The sequence below is a fragment of the Arthrobacter flavus genome (assembly GCF_039526005.1).
Classification (GTDB): Bacteria; Actinomycetota; Actinomycetes; order Actinomycetales; family Micrococcaceae; genus Arthrobacter_D; species Arthrobacter_D flavus.
This window is the reverse complement of record NZ_BAAAIJ010000015.1, coordinates 1-17,617: the sequence shown is the minus strand read 5'-3', so window position 1 is coordinate 17,617 and position 17,617 is coordinate 1. Positions and strand designations below refer to the sequence as shown.

The window sequence follows — 17,617 nt, the reverse complement described above, 5'->3', positions numbered from 1 at the left end:
GAGTTTGAGACAATCAACAACATGGTGCTAGCCGCCTAAGAAACTATCAACCCCACGAGTCAACCAAACCGTGGGCAGTCCCTAATGACCGTGGACAAGCGACAACGTGCTTGTGAGGGACGTGAACTGACCTCGTATTACCGGCCAACTGCATTCTTCAATTCGTCGAACTCTTCTCTACTCAGCATTTCCTGCGCGAAGGCTACGACGATCTGGTCCCAAGTGCCGGGCAGCCGGCCCTCATACGGGCTCGGGGCATTCTTCCCGAAATCATAGGGGTACGCCTTCAGCTGGTTAAGTAATGCACCGCGAGGACTGTCGTAGGCGAAAGCCCGCATAATGAGCTCGGCAGGATCAGGGATGAGATCACCGCCCCGCCGCTCGACGGCCTTCAGGAGGCGGTGGACTATGTCTTGGCTGGTGACGAGCAGGTCAGCAATCTCTCGCTGTGCGAGCCCATGGCCTCTTGCAATCTTCACTGCGCGCATGTCATCGAACAGATCGACTCGCTGCCGTGCCCGACGCTGTAATGCGCCACGGTGGAGTGACCGGAGCTCGGCGTTCATGCTTTTCCCTTCAGATGGTGAATTCGGCCCATAGCGGGTAGTGGTCGGAGATCCGCCACGAGACCTCATTGCGGGTCAGATCGGGATAGAGATGGGGGAGAAAGTCAAAATGGCCGGCCCGCCCGGTGTAAGTCATTGACTCCAGCAGTGAGGTGCCATCTGGTTCGGAGAACCAGGCGATCTGGTCGTAGAAATGGTTTGCACCGCTGGCGTCGAAGATAGTTCGCGGTACGTTGTTGAGCTCGGTCGGGGGCCAGAGCCCGGTCGAGATGAACGCTTCAAAGAGCGGATTACCGATCCGGTCGAGGTTGAAGTCGCCGAGGACGAACAGATTCTGGTTCCAGTCGTTTGGCCGGTCGGCCCAGTCGCGCATCCATTGGGCGAAGCCGGTAATTTCGGGGAGCCGCTGCGCTGGGCTTGCTCCCCATAGGACGTGCACGGTGGTCAGAAGGAAATCGACTTCCCCTCGGGTGAACCCCGCGGCGTACGGGGTACGGGCAAACTGTTCGACGGGGCCATCTGCTGCTGGGGGGAGAACGATTTCTCCGACAAGGCCCGATACTTGGACCCGGTCGGTGTCATAGATAAACGTCAGTCTTTCGCTGTTGCCGGCAGAACCTTCGGTGACGTCGGAGGTCATGAACTTCCAAGTCGGACCGAGCATAGTCATGAGGGTTCGCAGAGCGGTGACGTCTCGGCGGACCTCTTGGACGGCGATCACGTCGAATCTGGAGGAAACGGCGGCGATACAGGCGACCGCGTGCCAGTTCCGTTTAGGGGAGTCTCCACGAGTGGATTCCCAGGAGCGGGTCAACCCGCCGAAAGCCCGCAGGTTCCACGTCCCGATCAGCAGATTAGTGGCGGTTTTGGAAGGGATATTTTTGTCCAGGGCGACCCCAAAGTGAGCCAGTTCTTTCTGCACTCCATTGAGAGGAGGAACCACAGGTAAATCTAGCGGCGTAATAGGCACAGAACCATTAAGCGCGCGAAGGCCTTCCCGGGCAAGGCCCCTATTGTTGGCCCCCACCTGTGCAATCAACCCGCCCACTGGGACATCGAGACGAGAACAGGCGCCTGTACAAGCGGTGGCTTTCATACTCAGGTCAGGCGAGGTCGACTAGGTAGGCTCGGCTAAGGAAGCCCATCACAGGGTGCCGACGTAGATCCTTGATCCCCGAGACCGACCCTACGACCAGCAACCCGACGGGTATACTCCGTGTAATGAGGTGCTGGTGTGCGGCAACAAGGGCAGGTACCGCTTCCGGCACGGGCCGCCGCACATCCTTGAGAATGAGGAAACCCTCTTCCCTCAATGGTCCGGCCGCTACCTGACCGGCAACCAGTTCGTACAGCGGCCAACCTGACTTACCAACCAACCGCTGTGCAATCTGGATAATCTTCCGGCTGGCGGCAGGACTTCCGCAACTTGCCAGCGTCAGCAGAGACGGAGTTCCCGGGCCATTGGCCAGGTCATACGCCAAATCAAACTCCCACTCGTCTAGGCCCATTCCCGATCAAACCTTCCCTTCATCTCGTTGTTATCCTCATAGGTTCAACCCTCAGTGGCATCTGTTCGGACGGCCACACCAGTACGCCATTGCCGTTGGTAGCGAACTCATTCGCGAGCACGTCAACCCGTGTAACCGTGCCGGCTTCATGAACAAGGTCATATGTCCGTCGTTGGTGCCAGTGACCTGCAAATAGATGCGGAGGCCGCAATCGCCGCACCACCGTATCGAGGAGAGTTCTGGTTCTCTCTGCCCGGGCAACGACGTTTGCCGGAAGCTTAAGATCCCCTTTCATGGGGACGGAAGCTGGCACATCGTGGGTGATAAAAATGTCCACTGGGCCGCCTGCCACAAGCAGGTCAGCTTCTTCCTGAGTGGGCTCCTCATTGGCCCACCAGTCTTTTCCCTCGGTCCGATGTTTCCGATCGATGCTGTAGGCGCCGCCGAGACCGCCGATGGTGAGGCCCTCGATGAGGGTACGGCCGCCGCGGGGAAGGGTCCTGATGTTGGACCGAAAGGAGGATAGACCGTCGTCCCACACCTCGAGTTTCGTTGCCGTGTCGTGGTTGTCATGGTTGCCCAAAGACAAGACAAGAGTCATCTCGCGTTCGACTAGGATCCGATTGAGCTTCTTCTCGAACCTGCCTCGGTTCCGTCCCGGAAAGTCCAGACCAAAATCACCGACATGGATAAGGGTCCTCGCGCCGGCTATCCCTGCTGCATCGAGGCTGCCAAGCGCCCAGCCAAGGAGCCCATGCCAGTCGCCAAAGATAGCAATTGGTCGAGGTTCGGTAGTCATTTGCCTCACCCTAGTTTGAAGGTGTGACAAATTAAGGTGACACGGGCCCACGTCCGTTCCCATTCCTCAGATGTAGAAACCATCAACGAAAGCTTGCGCCGCCTCCTGGGACTTCTGCTGCTGTCCCTCTCTCAAAGCACCCAGCGGCCGCTCCCCGTTCAGGAGCCGATTCTCGGCGTGCAGCCACTTTAACAAGGACTTTGACGCAACGGCCAACTCTTTGTGCCGGTCTTCACGGATTCTCGTGAGTGGTGCGTCCCCGTCCAAGAACGGGTTTCAACTGACGCTAAAATCGTGGGATTAGCGCGAAAGGGACGCATGTGCCAACCAGGATAGATCCCAACAATGTAGACCGCCCCCGGTCGACCGAGATGAAAGATGTGGTCGACGAACTGAGCCAATTGATGACCCCTCGGATCGTTGCCAGCTTGGCGGGACACCAAGACCCAGGCAAAGTGCGCGAATGGGGTGATGGAACCTCAGTTCCTCAGGAGCCCGCCGCCACGCGACTTCGTTTCGCTCATGAAGTCCTCACAAATATCCAACGGGCGCGGGATACGAACATCGCGCAGTCGTGGGCAGTCACTGTGAACCCTCGGCTTGGATACACAACGCCAGTGAAAGCAATTCGGGAAGACCGCTTCGTCGCCACGGCTGCTGCAGCGAAGGCGCTTCTTGAGGAAGCATACGACGGCTAACAACAATTACCGATGGTGGCTCAGTCGGGGGAAGAGGACCGGTCCCGCGCTAATCTTGTACCACCAAGTTCCCGCCTAAATCTGCGCGTCTACGCATGGTCTAGTTCATGAACACTGATCCGAGCATGCGCTTGGCCATCGTGGAGCGGGCCGGAACTGGACGAGACGTCCTCAGCCGGCACCTCCGCGCCCTTGGCGTGGACATTGTCCACCTCGACCCAGCGAAATTCACTGTCTTGCCCGACCGGGATCTGGGGTACCGGTCCCTCCAGCTGCCGGACATCGACGCGGCCCTCTGGCGGCTGCCGTCGGAGACCTACCCAGCCATGGAAGGCATCGCCCGGCACCTCGAAGTGAGCGGCGTCCTGGTCGCCAATCCGCTATCCACTCTGGAGACGGCTGCCGACCGGCGGGACACCATGATGCGCCTGTACGTTGCCGGACTGAAGACCCAGCCGTCCTTCGGGATTTACCCGGGCTGCACTGTGCCCGCAGGTATGACCGCCCGACCCGCCCTGGGGCCAGGAGGCCCGGTTACCGGGGTACGGCTAGCCCCAGCGGTCAGCGTCCCGGAAGACTCGTGCGCCCCGTGGACCATGGCTGCGGCCGTGGATCCGTTCGATGTCATCCACCAGCTGGTCGTTGATGGGCGGGTCGTCTGCACCTATCTGATGAACCCCCGGCGCAGCTACTTCCAGCCTTCCGAAACCCAGACACAGGCTGCCCTGACTGCCGCCGAAGCGTGCGGCGCACTGATCTCCTGTGTGAGCTCCACGTCAGCCGGGGAAATCATCGGCTTCGACCCGTCACCGTCGGTCCCCGAGGAGTTCGCTGAAGCGGTTGCCGCGGACCTGCTCACCGGTCTGACCCGGCTGCTGCATGAGCGCGATGAAGGAGCTGCCCAGGTGCGGCCCCCAGCGCTGCGACTCGTGCGTTGACGCATTGTTCCCGAATTTGAGGCTTCCAAATGTAACTGGTTGGTGACATAATTGTCGTGTGAATGCATCCTTGACAGACTCAGCGGCCCTTGGCCGGCGCATCCGGGAGCGGCGGCGCGCGCTCGGTGCGACCCAGCAGTCTGTTGCGGACAGCTGCGGTGTGTCGAGGAAGTTCATCAACGAACTCGAAGCAGGCAAGAACAATTCCTCCCTCGGGCTCGCGCTCAAAGTAATGGGTGTCCTCGGGCTTGGCATCACTGCGGCTCAGCCTCAATCTCAGAATGCCAAGGACTATGGCCGGGAATTCGCTGCCACCCTGGCTGCCAAGGACTATCGCTTCGCGCTTCGTCTCATCGGGGATTACGCCGCCTCCTCGGTGGCTGACGGGCGACCCAGCCTCACTTCGGTCCCACGAATCGATGACGCCGACTACCTGGTTGCTCTGGCCGCCATCACCCGGTGGATCGCCACCACCACTGGGTCGCCAGCACCGGGATGGTCTCTGCGCACCAAGCGGTCCGAAGCGCCGATCTTCCCTGCAGAGAAAATACACCCGGTAGGGTCCCGGATGAAAGAGCTGATCCGCCAGGGGACACCCCCTGATCTTGCGGCGATGAACGTCTGGATCCGCGAACGGGACCTCGCCACGGTATGAGTCGGCCGGGGCTCGAATCAGCCGACGTACTGAGGCTGCTTGCCGACCTGGAAGATCGGCTGAGCAAGCGCGGGGTTGCTCTCGACATACAGATTGTTGGAGGAGCGGCCCTGCTCCTTCACAGGATAATTGATCGCGCGACCGACGACATTGACGCCCAGTATGCCAGCGCCATCATCGTTGATGAAGTCGTCGAAGAGATGGCAGCCGTGTTCGGCTTGCCAAGCAAGTGGCTCAATTCAAACGCCGCGGCTCACCTGCCCGAAGAAACGGCGTGGATCGCTGGCCCCGCAGGGACCTCGAAGGCAGTACGGATTGCTGACCTGCAGACCCTCGCCGCCATGAAGCTTGCGGCGGAGCGCCAGAAGGACATAGAGGATCTTGGTCTGATCGCTTTAGCTCTCGGTATCGAGGACCCCGAAACGCTAGTTCGGATCGCCTATCTTAAGTACGGGAACCACTCGCTGTCGCTCAATGCCACCCGCGAAAACTACCTTCTTGTAGCCGAAGAGTCGATCAACGCAGGAAAGTTCAGAGGGGACGGCGGAGGCACTTAGCTGGCTTTGACGACCGGCAGTTCAGCCCATTCGGTCGTGTACCGCGGCGAGGAATGCTTCCGGCTCATCGTCCAGTCTGGCGGGGCTAACATCCCGGCTCGGCCGAGGCCAATACTGGCGGTCCCGTACTTGCCTTTGACCTTGCCGAGCAGATCACCAATGTTGCGGTGCTCGTGCACGGAGACGAACTCATCGAACTGGGGTTGGTAGCCGGCGGGGGAGAGGTCGGTGAGTATCACCCCGGCCCGCGCGTACGGGACACCCTCCATGAGGACCCCGTCCAGGGCTCCGACGGCCGCCTTCGTCAGGATGACCGGATCCGCGGTCGGGGCTGGCAGCTTCACCGTCACCGACGGGAACGAGGAGGCACTCTGATGGAAGTGCGAGGTGCCGGCGAAGACGTTCATCACCTTCGCGAGCTGCTCACCTTTGGCTAGCCGGGCGGCCGCCGATTGAGCGTAAATGCTCAACACCTGGTGCATCTCGGCGATGGTCGTGACCGGAGTGGAGAAGGATCGGGAGAAGATCATCTGCTTCTTGTCTTCGCGTTCCAGCTCGATCTCAATGCACGGGATCCCGTTCAACTCCAGGATGGTCCGCTGCATCAACACGGAGAACTTCTTGCGCATCACCACCGGGTCGGAGGCTTTCAGGTCAGCGATCGTGAAGATGCCCATGGAGTTCAGGCGTTTCCCGAGCCGGCCGGCGATACCCCAGATGCCGGTCACCGGCACCCGCGACATAATGTGGTCGACGTGGGCCGGTGGCATGGTGTCCAGGTTGCAGACACCATTCATGGCCGGGTTCTGCTTTGCGATCCGGTTCGCGAACTTCGCCAGGGTTTTCGTCGGCGCGATCCCCACACAGACCGGCAATCCGGTGTTCCGCAGTACAGTACGACGGATCTGCTGACCCTCGGTGACCAGCTCCTCCGGCTCACCGTTCAATCCCAAAAATGCTTCATCAACCGAGTACACCTCCAAGGCGTTCGTGTGCCGACCCAGGAGCTCCATGAAGCGGGCACTCAGGTCACCGTAGAGCTCGTAATTGCTGGATCTCTGGACCAGGCCCCACTCTTTGGCGCGGGCGGCGAGCTTGAACCAGGGCTCACCCATGGGGATGCCCAAGGCCTTGGCTTCATTGCTCCTGGCGACCACGCAGCCATCGTTGTTGGACAGCACGACCGTCGGCACCCCGGCCAGGGATGGGTCGAAAACGCGTTCACAGCTGACGTAGAAACTGTTCGCGTCCACCAAGGCAATCCGGGAGGGCTTCCGCCGGCTGGTGTCGGCCGCCGACGGGTGGCGCACGGGATGATCGGGACTCACCGGCTCGGGCGGAAGAGGCTGCAGGGGTGCGGCGGCCTGAGCAGGCCACAACTCAGATTCAGCTTTCACGATGCACCTCGGCTAAGTGTAAGAATCCGACCGCGATGTTTACAGATAGGGCACGACTCGGGCGGTGCGCATCAGACGTAGTGCAGGCAGCGGGTGACGACGCCCCACACGGAAAGGTCTGAGAGTTCGGCGACGGTGATGTCCGGGTAGTCCCGGTTCTCCGCCTTCAGGACGACCCCGTTCGGACCCAGCTTCAGCCGCTTGATCGTCAGTTCCCCATCCAGGATGGCGACCACCACGCATCCGTCGGTGGGTTCCAGCGACCGGTCCACAATGAGTTCATCCCCGTCGCTGATGCCGGCGTCGGACATGGAGTCTCCGGAGACCCGGACGATGAAGGTACAGGTCGTATCGGCGATGAGATGCTTGTTGAGGTCGATCCCACCGTCGTAATAGTCCTGGGCGGGGGAGGGGAAACCCGCCGGAACCGAGATTGGACTAATTTCTGTCAGTTGCACGGGCTGCACCGGGTGCAGCCGTACTACCCCTATTACTATCGTCACGAAATACCTCAAATAGAACAGATGTTCGAAAAAATCAGCTTAGCACCAGAGAATCGAACACGTCACGGCTATTATCTACGGTCCTAAGATGGCGCAGCCGGGGCTTCAGACAGAGTCGCAAGTGGCCCCGGGAGTGCCTAGGTCCGTCGAGGCAGTGGCTCACTGTCCGCGTACTGTGAACGCCCCCGGCCTATGGCGACCACCCCGTCAGTGGGAGGCTGCTCCGTTCCGTATTCCTTCAGATAGCGGTACAGGGTCGACCGGGACCAACCGACGGCCCCGGCCGCTCTCTCCGCGGTCTTGCCTTCGGCCAGCTCTCGACGGGCGAGCCGCAGCTTGTCTTCAACCTTGGACTGGTCAACGGGTTTCTGTCCGAACCGGACTCCGCGAGCCTTGGCCGCCGCAATACCATCGCGGACCCGTTCGTTGATCAGTTCGCGCTCGTACTCGGCCAAGGTAGCGAACAGGGCCAACTGGAGTCGTCCCTGAGCTGTGGAGGGATCAATCTTGTCGACCAGGGAACGCAGGCGGATGCCGCGCTCCTGCATAAGGGCAACGGTATTCAGAATGTCGAGCAGTGATCTCCCGAGTCGGTCGATCCGGTAGACCAGGATTTCGTCCTCTTCGCGGGCGTATTCCAACAACTTGATCATTGCTGGACGTTCCTTCGAAGCCTTGGATCCTGAGAGCTGGTCGAACCAGATTCGTTTCTCCGGCACACCGGCTTCGATGAGAGCATCGAACTGCATCCGGCCGTGCTGATCAGTGGTGGAGGTCCTGACGTAACCGAGTAGAAGTCCCATGCTCACAAACGGTAGCCCTTGGGTGTGTCATTATTCGTCGAGGACTCGTGAGATGGATCAAGTGGGACGGGGTTGATAGGACAGCCAGAGACAAAATCTTTGGAAAAATGGATCGCTTTTGATGTGTTCTACCGAGCTGGTGTTTGTAAGACGATGAATCGCGAAGGCTGAAGGAACATCACATGTGTAGGGCCAGCATCCAGCAGCGAGGTCAGCTCCACGATCCGGGACATCACCGGATCGGTGAACACCTCATGACCGACAGCATCGAAACCCAGCGAGATGAACACTGACTTCAGCGACTCGAAGAGCAATCGGCTCTCGGTCCCCACCACTTGGGCAGGACCATCGCGAACGGGCACCTGGTGCGCAGGACGGTGGAACAACGCCGGTGGGTTAAGGGGCGGGGTCAGGTATTTGGGTGGAGCCCTGCGTGTCCTAGCTCGATTAGCGCCTACTAGTTCCTACAATCGGGTGCGCGAGGTACTGCTGGAGGAAAGACCCAAGGACACCTTGTGGTCGAAAAGTTAACCTGTAGGCGCGGTCGTGTTTCCCGAGCTCGCATCGAACATCAAGAAATACGGTCGCAGCGGGGCTCGAGCTTCGACCTGTGACCCATGGAAGGACATCGTGACGAAAAAGATGGAATACCTTGCAGATTCTCTACTTGAGCGTCTGGGAGTGACGGCATCGCCCGGACGTAAGGCTCGCGTTAGAAGACCAGGGACGAAGCGTGAACAGGCAATTCCGTCGAGCATCGTAGCGTTGAGGAAAGAAGTTGGTCGTTTCTGCCAGAACGGTGTCGGGAACGCTACAACCCGTCGAAAGTTGATCAAGGCTATCAACGATGAGATCGTCCGTTGCCCGAAAGGAAACGACGGAGACAGAGTGGTCAACATCCTGCAAGCCATGAGGAATCGGCTTGAGGAACACATGCCCGTCATGGAACGGCGTTGGGATAACTCTGTTTCCGTACGCACCGTATCGGGCGGATTGCCGGGCTTAGGAAAGAGACGCTGATAGTAGGAGCTTGAAGTGTTCCAGCGCCTAAGCTGCTTGAGTCCCTCGAAGTAACGGCGCGACTGGATAACATCCGTGCATCGCTCCGGGAAGCCCAGGTCACAGCGATAGCGGCTTGGCGAACCACCCAAACCTTGGACGCCTTGATGCGGATCGCCCTGACAAGACCCACTTTTCTCCTTCAACGTGTCAACGGTCATCCCATCAGGCCGGCCAGTTCCACGACAAAGCGATAGACGTAGCGAACGGTGCTACCTGACACATCTTCTCCACTCTGCACGCAAAACGAGTTAGATCCCTATCAGGGCTGCTTCAGCTTGTGACTCGGGCGAATGGGAGGGGCTGGGGTGACGGTACGGGCCTGTCGATCCCAGGCCGTGTCCCCCTCGGCGGCCTCCACTAATCGGGACACGACCTCAGCGGCGGCGTCTGAGTGCGCATCTTCCCCCATACAATTCAGGGGAGCACGAGCGCGAACAATGAACGCTGTGGCGACGACATTTTTCGGACCGACCAATATCGGCACACTCATCGCAGGCACCAAGGGAAGTGGGAGTTTTGGCCAGCAACAACAACGCCAATTTGGTGTGGAGCATCGCGAACATACTAAGGGGCACCTACAAACCGGCACAGTATGGCTCGGTCATACTGCCGTTCACCATTCTTCGCCGTCTGGACTGCGTCTTGGACGCCACTAAAGATGCCGTCCTTGCGGAGCAGAAGGCGAAGGAAAATCTCAACATCCCCCTAGACACTTTCCTGCAGAAAGCCTCCGGCCACAGCTTCTTTAATACCTCCAAATTCAGCTTCGCCAAACTCCTTGATGACCCCACAAACATCAAGGCAAACATTCTCAACTACGTCCAGGGCTTCTCCGAGAACACTAGGGACATTTTCGAGCGCTTCGAGTTCTACAAGACACTCGAGAAGCTGGACAGCTCGGATCTGCTGTACCACGTCACCAAGGATTTTGCGGCTATCAATCTCCACCCGGAGACCATCAGCAACATCGAGATGGGCCATATGTTCGAGGAGCTCATCCGCCGCTTCGCCGAGACATCCAACGAGACGGCCGGAGAGCACTTCACCCCGCGCGAGGTCATCCAACTCATGGTTCAGCTCTTGTTGAACTACGATGACGACGTCCTCACCAAAGAGGGCGTCGTCCGATCAATCTACGACCCCACCGCTGGAACCGGCGGCATGCTCACCGTGGCACAGGAGCACCTGCACGCTCTCAACCCGAGCGCCTCCCTCGTCGCGTACGGGCAGGAAATCAACGACGAGTCCTACGCCATCTGCAAATCTGACCTGCTGATCAAGGGCCAGGACATCTCCAAAATTTCCGTTGGTGACACGCTCGCGAACGACCAGAACATCGGTCAGCAGTTCGACTTCATGCTCTCTAACCCGCCGTTCGGTGTGGAGTGGAAGAAGATTCAGTCGCAGATCCAGAAGGAACACGAACTTCACGGGTTCGAAGGCCGCTTCGGCCCGGGTCTCCCGCGTGTGAGCGACGGCTCGCTGCTGTTCCTGCTGCATCTGGTCCGCAAGATGCGCCCGGCGCAGGAGGGCGGGTCCCGCATCGGGATCGTTCTGAACGGTTCGCCGCTGTTTACGGGTGGAGCCGGTTCGGGCGAATCCGAAATCCGCAAGTACTTGATCGAGAACGATTTCGTGGAAGCCATCATTGCGCTGCCGACGGACATGTTCTACAACACCGGCATAGCCACCTACATCTGGATCCTCTCCAATAGCAAGAAACAGAAGCACCCGGAGCGCGTCGGCAAGATCCAACTCATCAACGGTGTCGACTTCTTCCAGAAAATGCGCAAGAGCCTCGGTTCCAAGCGCAAGGAACTCGGTCCGCAGGACATAGCGAGCATCGTCCAGCTCTACGGTGCGTTCGAGGACACCGGTGAGACCTCCAAAATCTTCAACAACCAGGACTTCGGCTACTCCACCATCGCCGTCGAGCGCCCGCTCAAGCTTAACTTCGCCTGCACGCCAGAGCGCATTGACGCCGTATTGACGCAGAAGCCGGTGGAGAAGCTGTCCGAGAACGACCGGCAGCTTCTGGAGAAGACACTCCGGTCGCTAGTGGCAGAGCCGAGCGAGATCGACAAGAACCGGGAAGATTTCCTCCGCGCGTTGAAGCCGGCCCTCACTCAGGTGGGCCTGAAACTCGCGGCACCAGTCCTGAAGTCCGTCATCATGGGTCTCTCCGAGCGCGATGAGACTGCCGACGTCTGCGCGGGAGCCAAAGGGATTCCCGAAGCCGATACCGACCTGAGGGGCACCGAAAATGTGCCCCTTGGCGAGGACATTCAGGAGTACTTCGGACGCGAAGTCCTCCCCCACGTTCCCGATGCTTGGATCGACGGGTCCAAGACCAGGATTGGCTACGAGATCCCGTTCACGCGGCACTTCTACAAGTATGTCGCGCCCCGGTCGCTGGACGAGATTGATGCCGATCTGAACAATCTCATCGGAGAGATCACCTGGCTGCTGGCCGAGGTCGAGCAGTGACCAAACTCGAGCCTTATGCGGCGTACAAAAGTTCCGGGATCCCTTGGATCGGTGAAGTACCAAGCCAGTGGGACCTCCTCCCGAGCAAACGAGTATTGCGGTTCGCAAAAGAGATCGTCGGCGATCGCCACGGCCAGTTTTCCCGCCTCTCACTAACCATGGCAGGGGTCCTTCCCCGATCGAAAGAATCTGCCGACGGTTTATCTCCGGAGTCATTCAGCACGTACCAGATCCTCAGACCCGACGAACTCGTCTTCAAGATGATCGATCTGGAAAATCGGAAAACGAGCCGAGTAGGGATTTCAGGTGATATTGGGCTCGTTAGTTCGGCTTACATTGTCGCCCGCACAACTTCGCGCTTCCTACCGAAGTTTGCCTACTATTTCTTTACATCGCTCTATAACGAGGGCGTATACAATCAGCTGGGTAGTGGGGTGCGCAGCACCCTCAATGCGGATGATCTTGGGCGCATACCGGTTCCAATTCCTTCGCACATCGAGCAGTCGTCCATCGTCAGTTTCCTCGACCGCGAAACGGCCCAGATTGATGACCTGATCGGCAAACAGGAACAGCTCATCGAACTGCTCGCCGAGAAGCGCCAAGCCATCATCACCCATGCCGTCTCCCGTGGCCTTGACCCCACTGCCCCCACCAAACCCTCGGGGGTTCCCTGGCAGGGTTCCGTTCCCGAACACTGGTCTGTTCAGCCACTGAAGAATCTGATGCGGATGCAGACAGGAGTGACGCTCGGCAAGGATTTCGTCGAAGATGTAACGGAGACGTATGCCTACCTGCGGGTAGCCAACGTTCAGGTTGGCTACGTTGACCTAAACGATGTCAAAGAAATCGACTTGCCACCCGAAGTCGCAGCCGCGTCTATGTTGCAGCCCGGCGATGTGCTTATGACCGAGGGCGGCGACCGAGATAAGCTCGCCCGCGGGTGCATTTGGGATGGATCAATCAGCCCATGCGTCCACCAGAACCACATTTTCGCGGTTCGTACAGGTCCTCAGCTGCTGAGCAGTTTCCTAGTCCTACTCTTGGACGCGGACCCCGCACGTACGTATTTCTACCTGACGGCTAAACAGTCAACCAACCTTGCATCCACTAACTCGACCACCGTTAAGCGCTTCAGGTTCGGTCTTCCTCCCATCTCCGAGCAGAGGCATATCGTTGAGCATTTGAGTGTCAAGATCCACCAAATCGATGCCCTTGTAAAAAAGACCCGCGGAGTGACCACCGTTCTCAGCGAGCGTCGCTCAGCGCTCATCTCTGCTGCGGTAACAGGCAAGATCAAGATTCAGGAAGGGGATGCCTAACTGTGGCTTTACCTCAGTGGCATGGATTCGTTGACCCGGTCCTCAGGAGCATGTCAGACGGGCAGATTCGGCGAAATTCCGAAATTCGTTACGCCGTGGCAGACCGGACTCACCTTTCGGAAGGGGACAAGGGTGAGATCATGTCTTCCGGTGAGGCCCGTTGGGCCAACAGAATCAATTGGGCGATATTCGATTCAATGAAGGCAGGCTTGCTGGTTCGCCAAGCTCGTGGACAATACATGATCAGCGAGGAAGGCCTCCGCCGCGCTTCGGGCCAGCCGTTGATAACGTATCAGACGCTGTTGGAGTACGAGTCCTACCGTCAGTATCAAGCGAGGTCCAGCCAGCCGAAGGCCGCACCACCCGTTTGCATAAATGTGGAACACCCCAATTTGACTGCGGGTGCCGAATCGGATCCCTCGGAGGCACTGGAACTATCAGCGAGTCAGCTGAACCAAGTGGTCATCGACGAGATCTACCGAAACCTCATGGAACTGTCTCCCGATGCCTTCGAAGGTCTCATCCCCTTTGTCGTGAAGGCGCTCGGTTATGGCACTGACAGAGAAGACAACCTTAAACCCACCCAGCGATCCGGAGACAAGGGCATCGACGGGATTGTCTGGCAGGACGCGCTCGGATTTGATCGTGTCTACCTCCAGGCGAAGCGCTACTCCGAGGGCAACAATGTTGGAGCGCCTGAAGTCCAGGCATTCAGCGGGGCGTTAGGACAATTCCGGGCCACAAAGGGCATCTTTATCACCACCTCGATGTTCACAACCGGGGCTCATGCCGTGGCAAGGGATACCGCCCACTACACGCTCATTCTCATTGATGGTCAGCGACTAGCGTCACTCATGTTCGAGTACGGGGTGGGCGTTCAAGTGGATCGAACAGTAGTCGTAAAGAAGTTGGATCAGGACTTCTTCGACAGTTTCTAGGGGGAACGGTATGGCGCAGCACAATGAAGTGGCTTTCGAGGACGAGATCTGCCAGGCACTCGCGGCTCAGGGGTGGATCTATGAGCCGCACAGGAAGGCAAGTGACCTATACGACGCCACCAGGGCGCTGATCCCCGAGGACGTCTTCGCGTGGTTGACGGACACGCAATCAGAGCAGCTAGCCAAAGTCCTGAAACCGACGGACTCTCCCGCCGAGCACGGCATTGCGAAGAACCTCTTGCTGGACCGACTATGCAAGGTCCTGGACAAGCCGGCGGCCAAGGAAGCCGGGATGCTCTCCGTGCTGCGGACGGGCTTCAAGGACGTGGCCGCCAAGTTCGACATGTGCCAGTTCAAGCCGGCCATGGGCCTGAACCCCGAAACGTTGGAGCGCTATGGCAAAGTGCGGCTTCGAGTGATCCGGCAGGTCCACTACTCCACGGTCGACACCAAGAAAAGCATCGACCTGGTTCTGTTCGTGAACGGACTGCCGGTCGCAACCATTGAACTTAAAACCGATTTCACACAGAACATCAATGACGCCGTCGCCCAGTACAGAAACGACCGCTTGCCGCGCAACGGCAAGAACAAGGACGAGCCTCTCTTGTCCTTCGGTCGGCGAGCCTTGGTGCACTTCGCGGTCAGCAACGACGAGATCCAGATGACCACGGAGTTGAAGGGCAAGGACACCTATTTTCTACCTTTCAACCTAGGCGACGGCGGCCATTCCGGTAACCCGGTCAACCCGAAGGGATCGGCCACCAGCTACCTGTGGGAACAGGTGTTGCAGCGCGATTCGTGGTTGAACATCATCGGCAAGTTTCTGCACTTGCAGGTGAGCGACAAGACTAATCCGGTCACCGGCGAACGCGAGGTCCGCAAGTCTTTACTCTTCCCTCGTTACCACCAGTGGGACGTGGTGAATCAGCTCGTTGAGAGCGCCCGGTCTGAGGGGCCCGGACACCGCTACCTGGTCCAGCACTCTGCCGGTTCCGGCAAAACCAACTCCATTGCTTGGACAGCGCATCAGCTCAGCTCTCTACACGGGGCCTCCAACGAGAAACTCTTCGACTCTGTCATCGTGGTAACGGACCGCACCGTGCTGGACTCCCAGCTACAGGACGCGATCTACCAGATCGAGCACAAGTCGGGCGTCGTGGTTCCTATCCGCGGCAACGCAGGGTCCAAGTCCGCCGAACTCACTGCAGCGCTAGTGGCCCGGACCCCGATCATCATCGTCACCATCCAGACGTTCCCCTTCGCGCTGAAAGCCATCGCAGAATCCCAGGCCCTGAAGGGCCGGAACTTCGCGATCATCGCCGACGAGGCGCACTCCTCGCAGACCGGTTCCACGGCGAACAAACTGAAGAAGGTTCTGTCCGCGGAGGAGCTGGCGGACGTCAACGATGGCGGCGAGTTCGACGTCGAAGCGTTCCTTGCTGCCGAAATGGTCGACCGCGCCGACGCGAAGAACATTAGCTACTTTGCGTTTACCGCCACCCCCAAGGCCAAAACCCTTGAGCTGTTCGGCAGGAAGGGGCCGGACGGGTTGCCGCAGCCGTTCCACCTGTATTCCATGCAGCAGGCCATCGAGGAGCGCTTCATCCTGGACGTGCTGCAGAACTACACGAGCTACAAGGTCGCCTATCGGCTCACCCATGAGGGGCGGGACTACGACTCTGACGACTCCAGGGTGGAGAAGTCAGAGGCGATCAAATCCTTGATGGGGTGGGTGAAGTTACACCCCTACAACATCAGCCAAAAGGTCCAGGTGATAGTCGAGCACTTCCGCACCAATGTCGTCTGGCGCCTGGACGGCAAGGCCAAGGCTATGGTGGTCACCGGCTCCCGCAAGGAAGCAGTGCGGTACAAAATCGCCATCGACAAATACATCAAGGATGCGGGCTACATCGGGCTGGGGACCCTCGTCGCCTTCTCCGGCGAAGTGGCCGACGACGAATCCGGCCCAGAACAATTCACAGAAATCAACATGAACCCGGGGCTGAAAGGCAGGACGCTGCCCGAGGCGTTCTCCACCGAGGAATACAAAATCATGTTGGTGGCAAACAAGTTCCAGACCGGCTTCGACCAGCCACTACTGGTGGCAATGTATGTGGACAAGAAGCTCTCCGGGGTCTCCGCCGTCCAAACGCTCTCCCGGCTGAACCGCACCGCCGTGGGCAAGGACCAGACATTCGTTTTGGACTTCGTCAACAATCCCGACGAAATTCTGGCTTCCTTCCAGCCATATTTCCGTGAGGCTGCATTGGAGGGCGTCTCGAACCCAAACGTGGTCCACGACCTTCAGGGCAAGCTCGACGCCGCCCAAATCTACCTCGAATCCGAGGTGGACGGGATGGTGAAGGCCTATGTGCTGGAGGAGGGCAACAACTCCCTGTCCGGCTGGGTAGCACCGGCGAAGTCCCGCTTCAACACCCGGTACAACGCCGCCGTGGCTGCAGGGGACAAAACAGGGCAAGACGAACTCGACCTTTTCCGCAAAGACCTGGGGTCCTTCGTCCGTGCCTACGATTTTCTGTCCCAGATCTTCGACTTTGCCGATACAGACCTAGAGAAACGCTCGATCTATTACAAACACCTGTTGCCGGTTCTCAGGGTAAATGATTCCAAGTTGGCATTGGATCTTTCCGGTGTGGCGCTGGCTAAGTACGCGCTCAAGGACAAGGGCTTAGCGCAGCTGCAGCTCACAGGAGAGGACGGCACGTTGAAGCCACCAACGGAAGTGGGCACCGGGCAAACGAAGGATCCGGTCCTGTCGACCTGGGAAGAAGTCATCCAGCAGGCAAACTTGCCGTTCGAGGGCGAGGAAATGGATGCCGTGGCGCACTTCGTCGAAGGAGTGCGTCGGGAACTGGTGAAGAACGAAACGCTGCAGAAACAAGCGCAGAACAACTCACGCAACCACTTCGGAAGTAGCCCCGACCTGGCTATGGCAATCACCGATGCCGTGTCGAATTCGATGGACAGCCACTACAACCTGAGTTTGCAGGCACTGGGGGATAAAACAAAAATGGGTGCCCTACTCCAAATGCTCAGCGGACTCATATATGAGGAGCTCCAGAAATAAAAGCGATGACTGAGATGTGGTGCAGAACCCAAGCGGAGCCTGGGCGCTGAATGGGAACAGATGCTCAGGAACGAATGGCCCTCTCAACCTTTCGATCGACACCGTCAGCTTGATAGGAGAACTGCACCGAGGGGGAAGCGAGTGGCTATCGCATAGCAAACCGGACTGCGATCGGAGCCCCAAGCGGTCCCAGCAACACGGTCCTCGTAGGTTGGGCTTGGTTGGGCCCCCGTTAGCAGTCCAGCGTCTATGCGATAGCTGATTGGTTTTCTTGCGTCCAGTTTTCCCAGTAGCGGTTG

Annotated in this window: 15 protein-coding genes and 1 pseudogene; 8 read left to right on the top strand and 8 right to left on the bottom strand. The window is 58.7% G+C overall.

The window, feature by feature from the left end; translation table 11 throughout:
- Positions 1-137: 137 nt before the first annotated feature.
- The 4 genes from ABD059_RS05640 to ABD059_RS05625 form a co-directional block, all read right to left on the bottom strand.
- Positions 138-566, bottom strand: coding sequence for a hypothetical protein (locus tag ABD059_RS05640; protein ID WP_343878387.1), 429 nt, complete (start codon positions 564-566; stop codon positions 138-140).
- Between the two features lie 10 nt (positions 567-576).
- Positions 577-1,488, bottom strand: coding sequence for an endonuclease/exonuclease/phosphatase family protein (locus ABD059_RS05635; protein WP_343878386.1), 912 nt, complete (start codon positions 1,486-1,488; stop codon positions 577-579).
- Positions 1,489-1,669: 181 nt separating this feature from the next.
- Entirely contained in the window at positions 1,670-2,074 is a 405-nt protein-coding gene (locus tag ABD059_RS05630; RefSeq protein ID WP_343878385.1) for a hypothetical protein, read from the bottom strand.
- A gap of 19 nt (positions 2,075-2,093) precedes the next feature.
- On the bottom strand, positions 2,094-2,873 hold the full coding sequence (locus tag ABD059_RS05625) for a metallophosphoesterase family protein (RefSeq protein WP_343878384.1): 780 nt from the start codon (positions 2,871-2,873) through the stop codon (positions 2,094-2,096).
- Positions 2,874-3,678: 805 nt separating this feature from the next.
- Here ABD059_RS05625 and ABD059_RS05620 point away from each other — a divergent pair.
- Genes ABD059_RS05620 through ABD059_RS05610 form a run of 3 tightly spaced genes read left to right on the top strand, consistent with a single transcriptional unit; the run spans position 3,679 to position 5,721 of the window.
- Positions 3,679-4,509, top strand: coding sequence for a hypothetical protein (locus tag ABD059_RS05620; RefSeq protein WP_343878383.1), 831 nt, complete (start codon positions 3,679-3,681; stop codon positions 4,507-4,509).
- Between the two features lie 58 nt (positions 4,510-4,567).
- Positions 4,568-5,164, top strand: coding sequence for a helix-turn-helix domain-containing protein (locus ABD059_RS05615; RefSeq protein ID WP_343878382.1), 597 nt, complete (start codon positions 4,568-4,570; stop codon positions 5,162-5,164).
- Entirely contained in the window at positions 5,161-5,721 is a 561-nt protein-coding gene (locus tag ABD059_RS05610; RefSeq protein ID WP_343878381.1) for a DUF6036 family nucleotidyltransferase, read from the top strand. Before ABD059_RS05615 ends, ABD059_RS05610 begins: the two co-directional genes overlap by 4 nt.
- Here ABD059_RS05610 and ABD059_RS05605 read toward each other — a convergent pair.
- From ABD059_RS05605 to ABD059_RS05590, 4 genes and pseudogenes are all read right to left on the bottom strand, one after another.
- The gene (locus tag ABD059_RS05605; protein ID WP_343878388.1) at positions 5,718-7,031 is read right to left on the bottom strand and encodes a Y-family DNA polymerase; all 1,314 of its coding nucleotides are present in this window, start codon (positions 7,029-7,031) and stop codon (positions 5,718-5,720) included. The genes ABD059_RS05610 and ABD059_RS05605 overlap by 4 nt on opposite strands.
- 158 nt (positions 7,032-7,189) lie before the next feature.
- The gene (locus ABD059_RS05600) at positions 7,190-7,615 is read right to left on the bottom strand and encodes a LexA family protein (RefSeq protein WP_377959560.1); all 426 of its coding nucleotides are present in this window, start codon (positions 7,613-7,615) and stop codon (positions 7,190-7,192) included.
- A 143-nt stretch (positions 7,616-7,758) separates the two neighbouring features.
- Positions 7,759-8,424, bottom strand: coding sequence for a recombinase family protein (locus ABD059_RS05595; RefSeq protein ID WP_343878379.1), 666 nt, complete (start codon positions 8,422-8,424; stop codon positions 7,759-7,761).
- Positions 8,425-8,615: 191 nt separating this feature from the next.
- Positions 8,616-8,831 (bottom strand): annotated as a pseudogene (locus ABD059_RS05590) (IS1634 family transposase); the annotation flags it as partial.
- Positions 8,832-8,970: 139 nt separating this feature from the next.
- Between ABD059_RS05590 and ABD059_RS05585 the strand changes: the two are divergent.
- From ABD059_RS05585 to ABD059_RS05565, 5 genes are all read left to right on the top strand, one after another.
- Entirely contained in the window at positions 8,971-9,444 is a 474-nt protein-coding gene (locus tag ABD059_RS05585) for a hypothetical protein (RefSeq protein ID WP_343878377.1), read from the top strand.
- Between the two features lie 549 nt (positions 9,445-9,993).
- The gene (locus tag ABD059_RS05580) at positions 9,994-11,973 is read left to right on the top strand and encodes a type I restriction-modification system subunit M (protein WP_343878376.1); all 1,980 of its coding nucleotides are present in this window, start codon (positions 9,994-9,996) and stop codon (positions 11,971-11,973) included.
- Positions 11,970-13,292, top strand: coding sequence for a restriction endonuclease subunit S (locus tag ABD059_RS05575; RefSeq protein ID WP_343878375.1), 1,323 nt, complete (start codon positions 11,970-11,972; stop codon positions 13,290-13,292). The genes ABD059_RS05580 and ABD059_RS05575 overlap by 4 nt, the downstream gene beginning before the upstream one ends.
- Positions 13,293-13,294: 2 nt before the next feature.
- Entirely contained in the window at positions 13,295-14,230 is a 936-nt protein-coding gene (locus tag ABD059_RS05570; RefSeq protein WP_343878374.1) for a restriction endonuclease, read from the top strand.
- 10 nt (positions 14,231-14,240) lie between these two features.
- A complete protein-coding gene (locus tag ABD059_RS05565) occupies positions 14,241-17,318 on the top strand; it encodes a type I restriction endonuclease subunit R (protein ID WP_343878373.1) in 3,078 nt (1,025 codons plus the stop codon).
- The last annotated feature ends 299 nt before the right edge of the window (positions 17,319-17,617 follow it).

Bases quoted from the DNA above. Each gene is read 5' to 3' on its own strand.
- ABD059_RS05640 (WP_343878387.1), bottom strand. From the start codon at position 566: ATGAACGCCGAGCTCCGGTCACTCCACCGTGGCGCATTACAGCGTCGG.
- ABD059_RS05630 (WP_343878385.1), bottom strand. From the start codon at position 2,074: ATGGGCCTAGACGAGTGGGAGTTTGATTTGGCGTATGACCTGGCCAAT.
- ABD059_RS05625 (WP_343878384.1), bottom strand. From the start codon at position 2,873: ATGACTACCGAACCTCGACCAATTGCTATCTTTGGCGACTGGCATGGG.
- ABD059_RS05620 (WP_343878383.1), top strand. From the start codon at position 3,679: ATGAACACTGATCCGAGCATGCGCTTGGCCATCGTGGAGCGGGCCGGA.
- ABD059_RS05610 (WP_343878381.1), top strand. From the start codon at position 5,161: ATGAGTCGGCCGGGGCTCGAATCAGCCGACGTACTGAGGCTGCTTGCC.
- ABD059_RS05595 (WP_343878379.1), bottom strand. From the start codon at position 8,424: ATGGGACTTCTACTCGGTTACGTCAGGACCTCCACCACTGATCAGCAC.
- ABD059_RS05565 (WP_343878373.1), top strand. From the start codon at position 14,241: ATGGCGCAGCACAATGAAGTGGCTTTCGAGGACGAGATCTGCCAGGCA.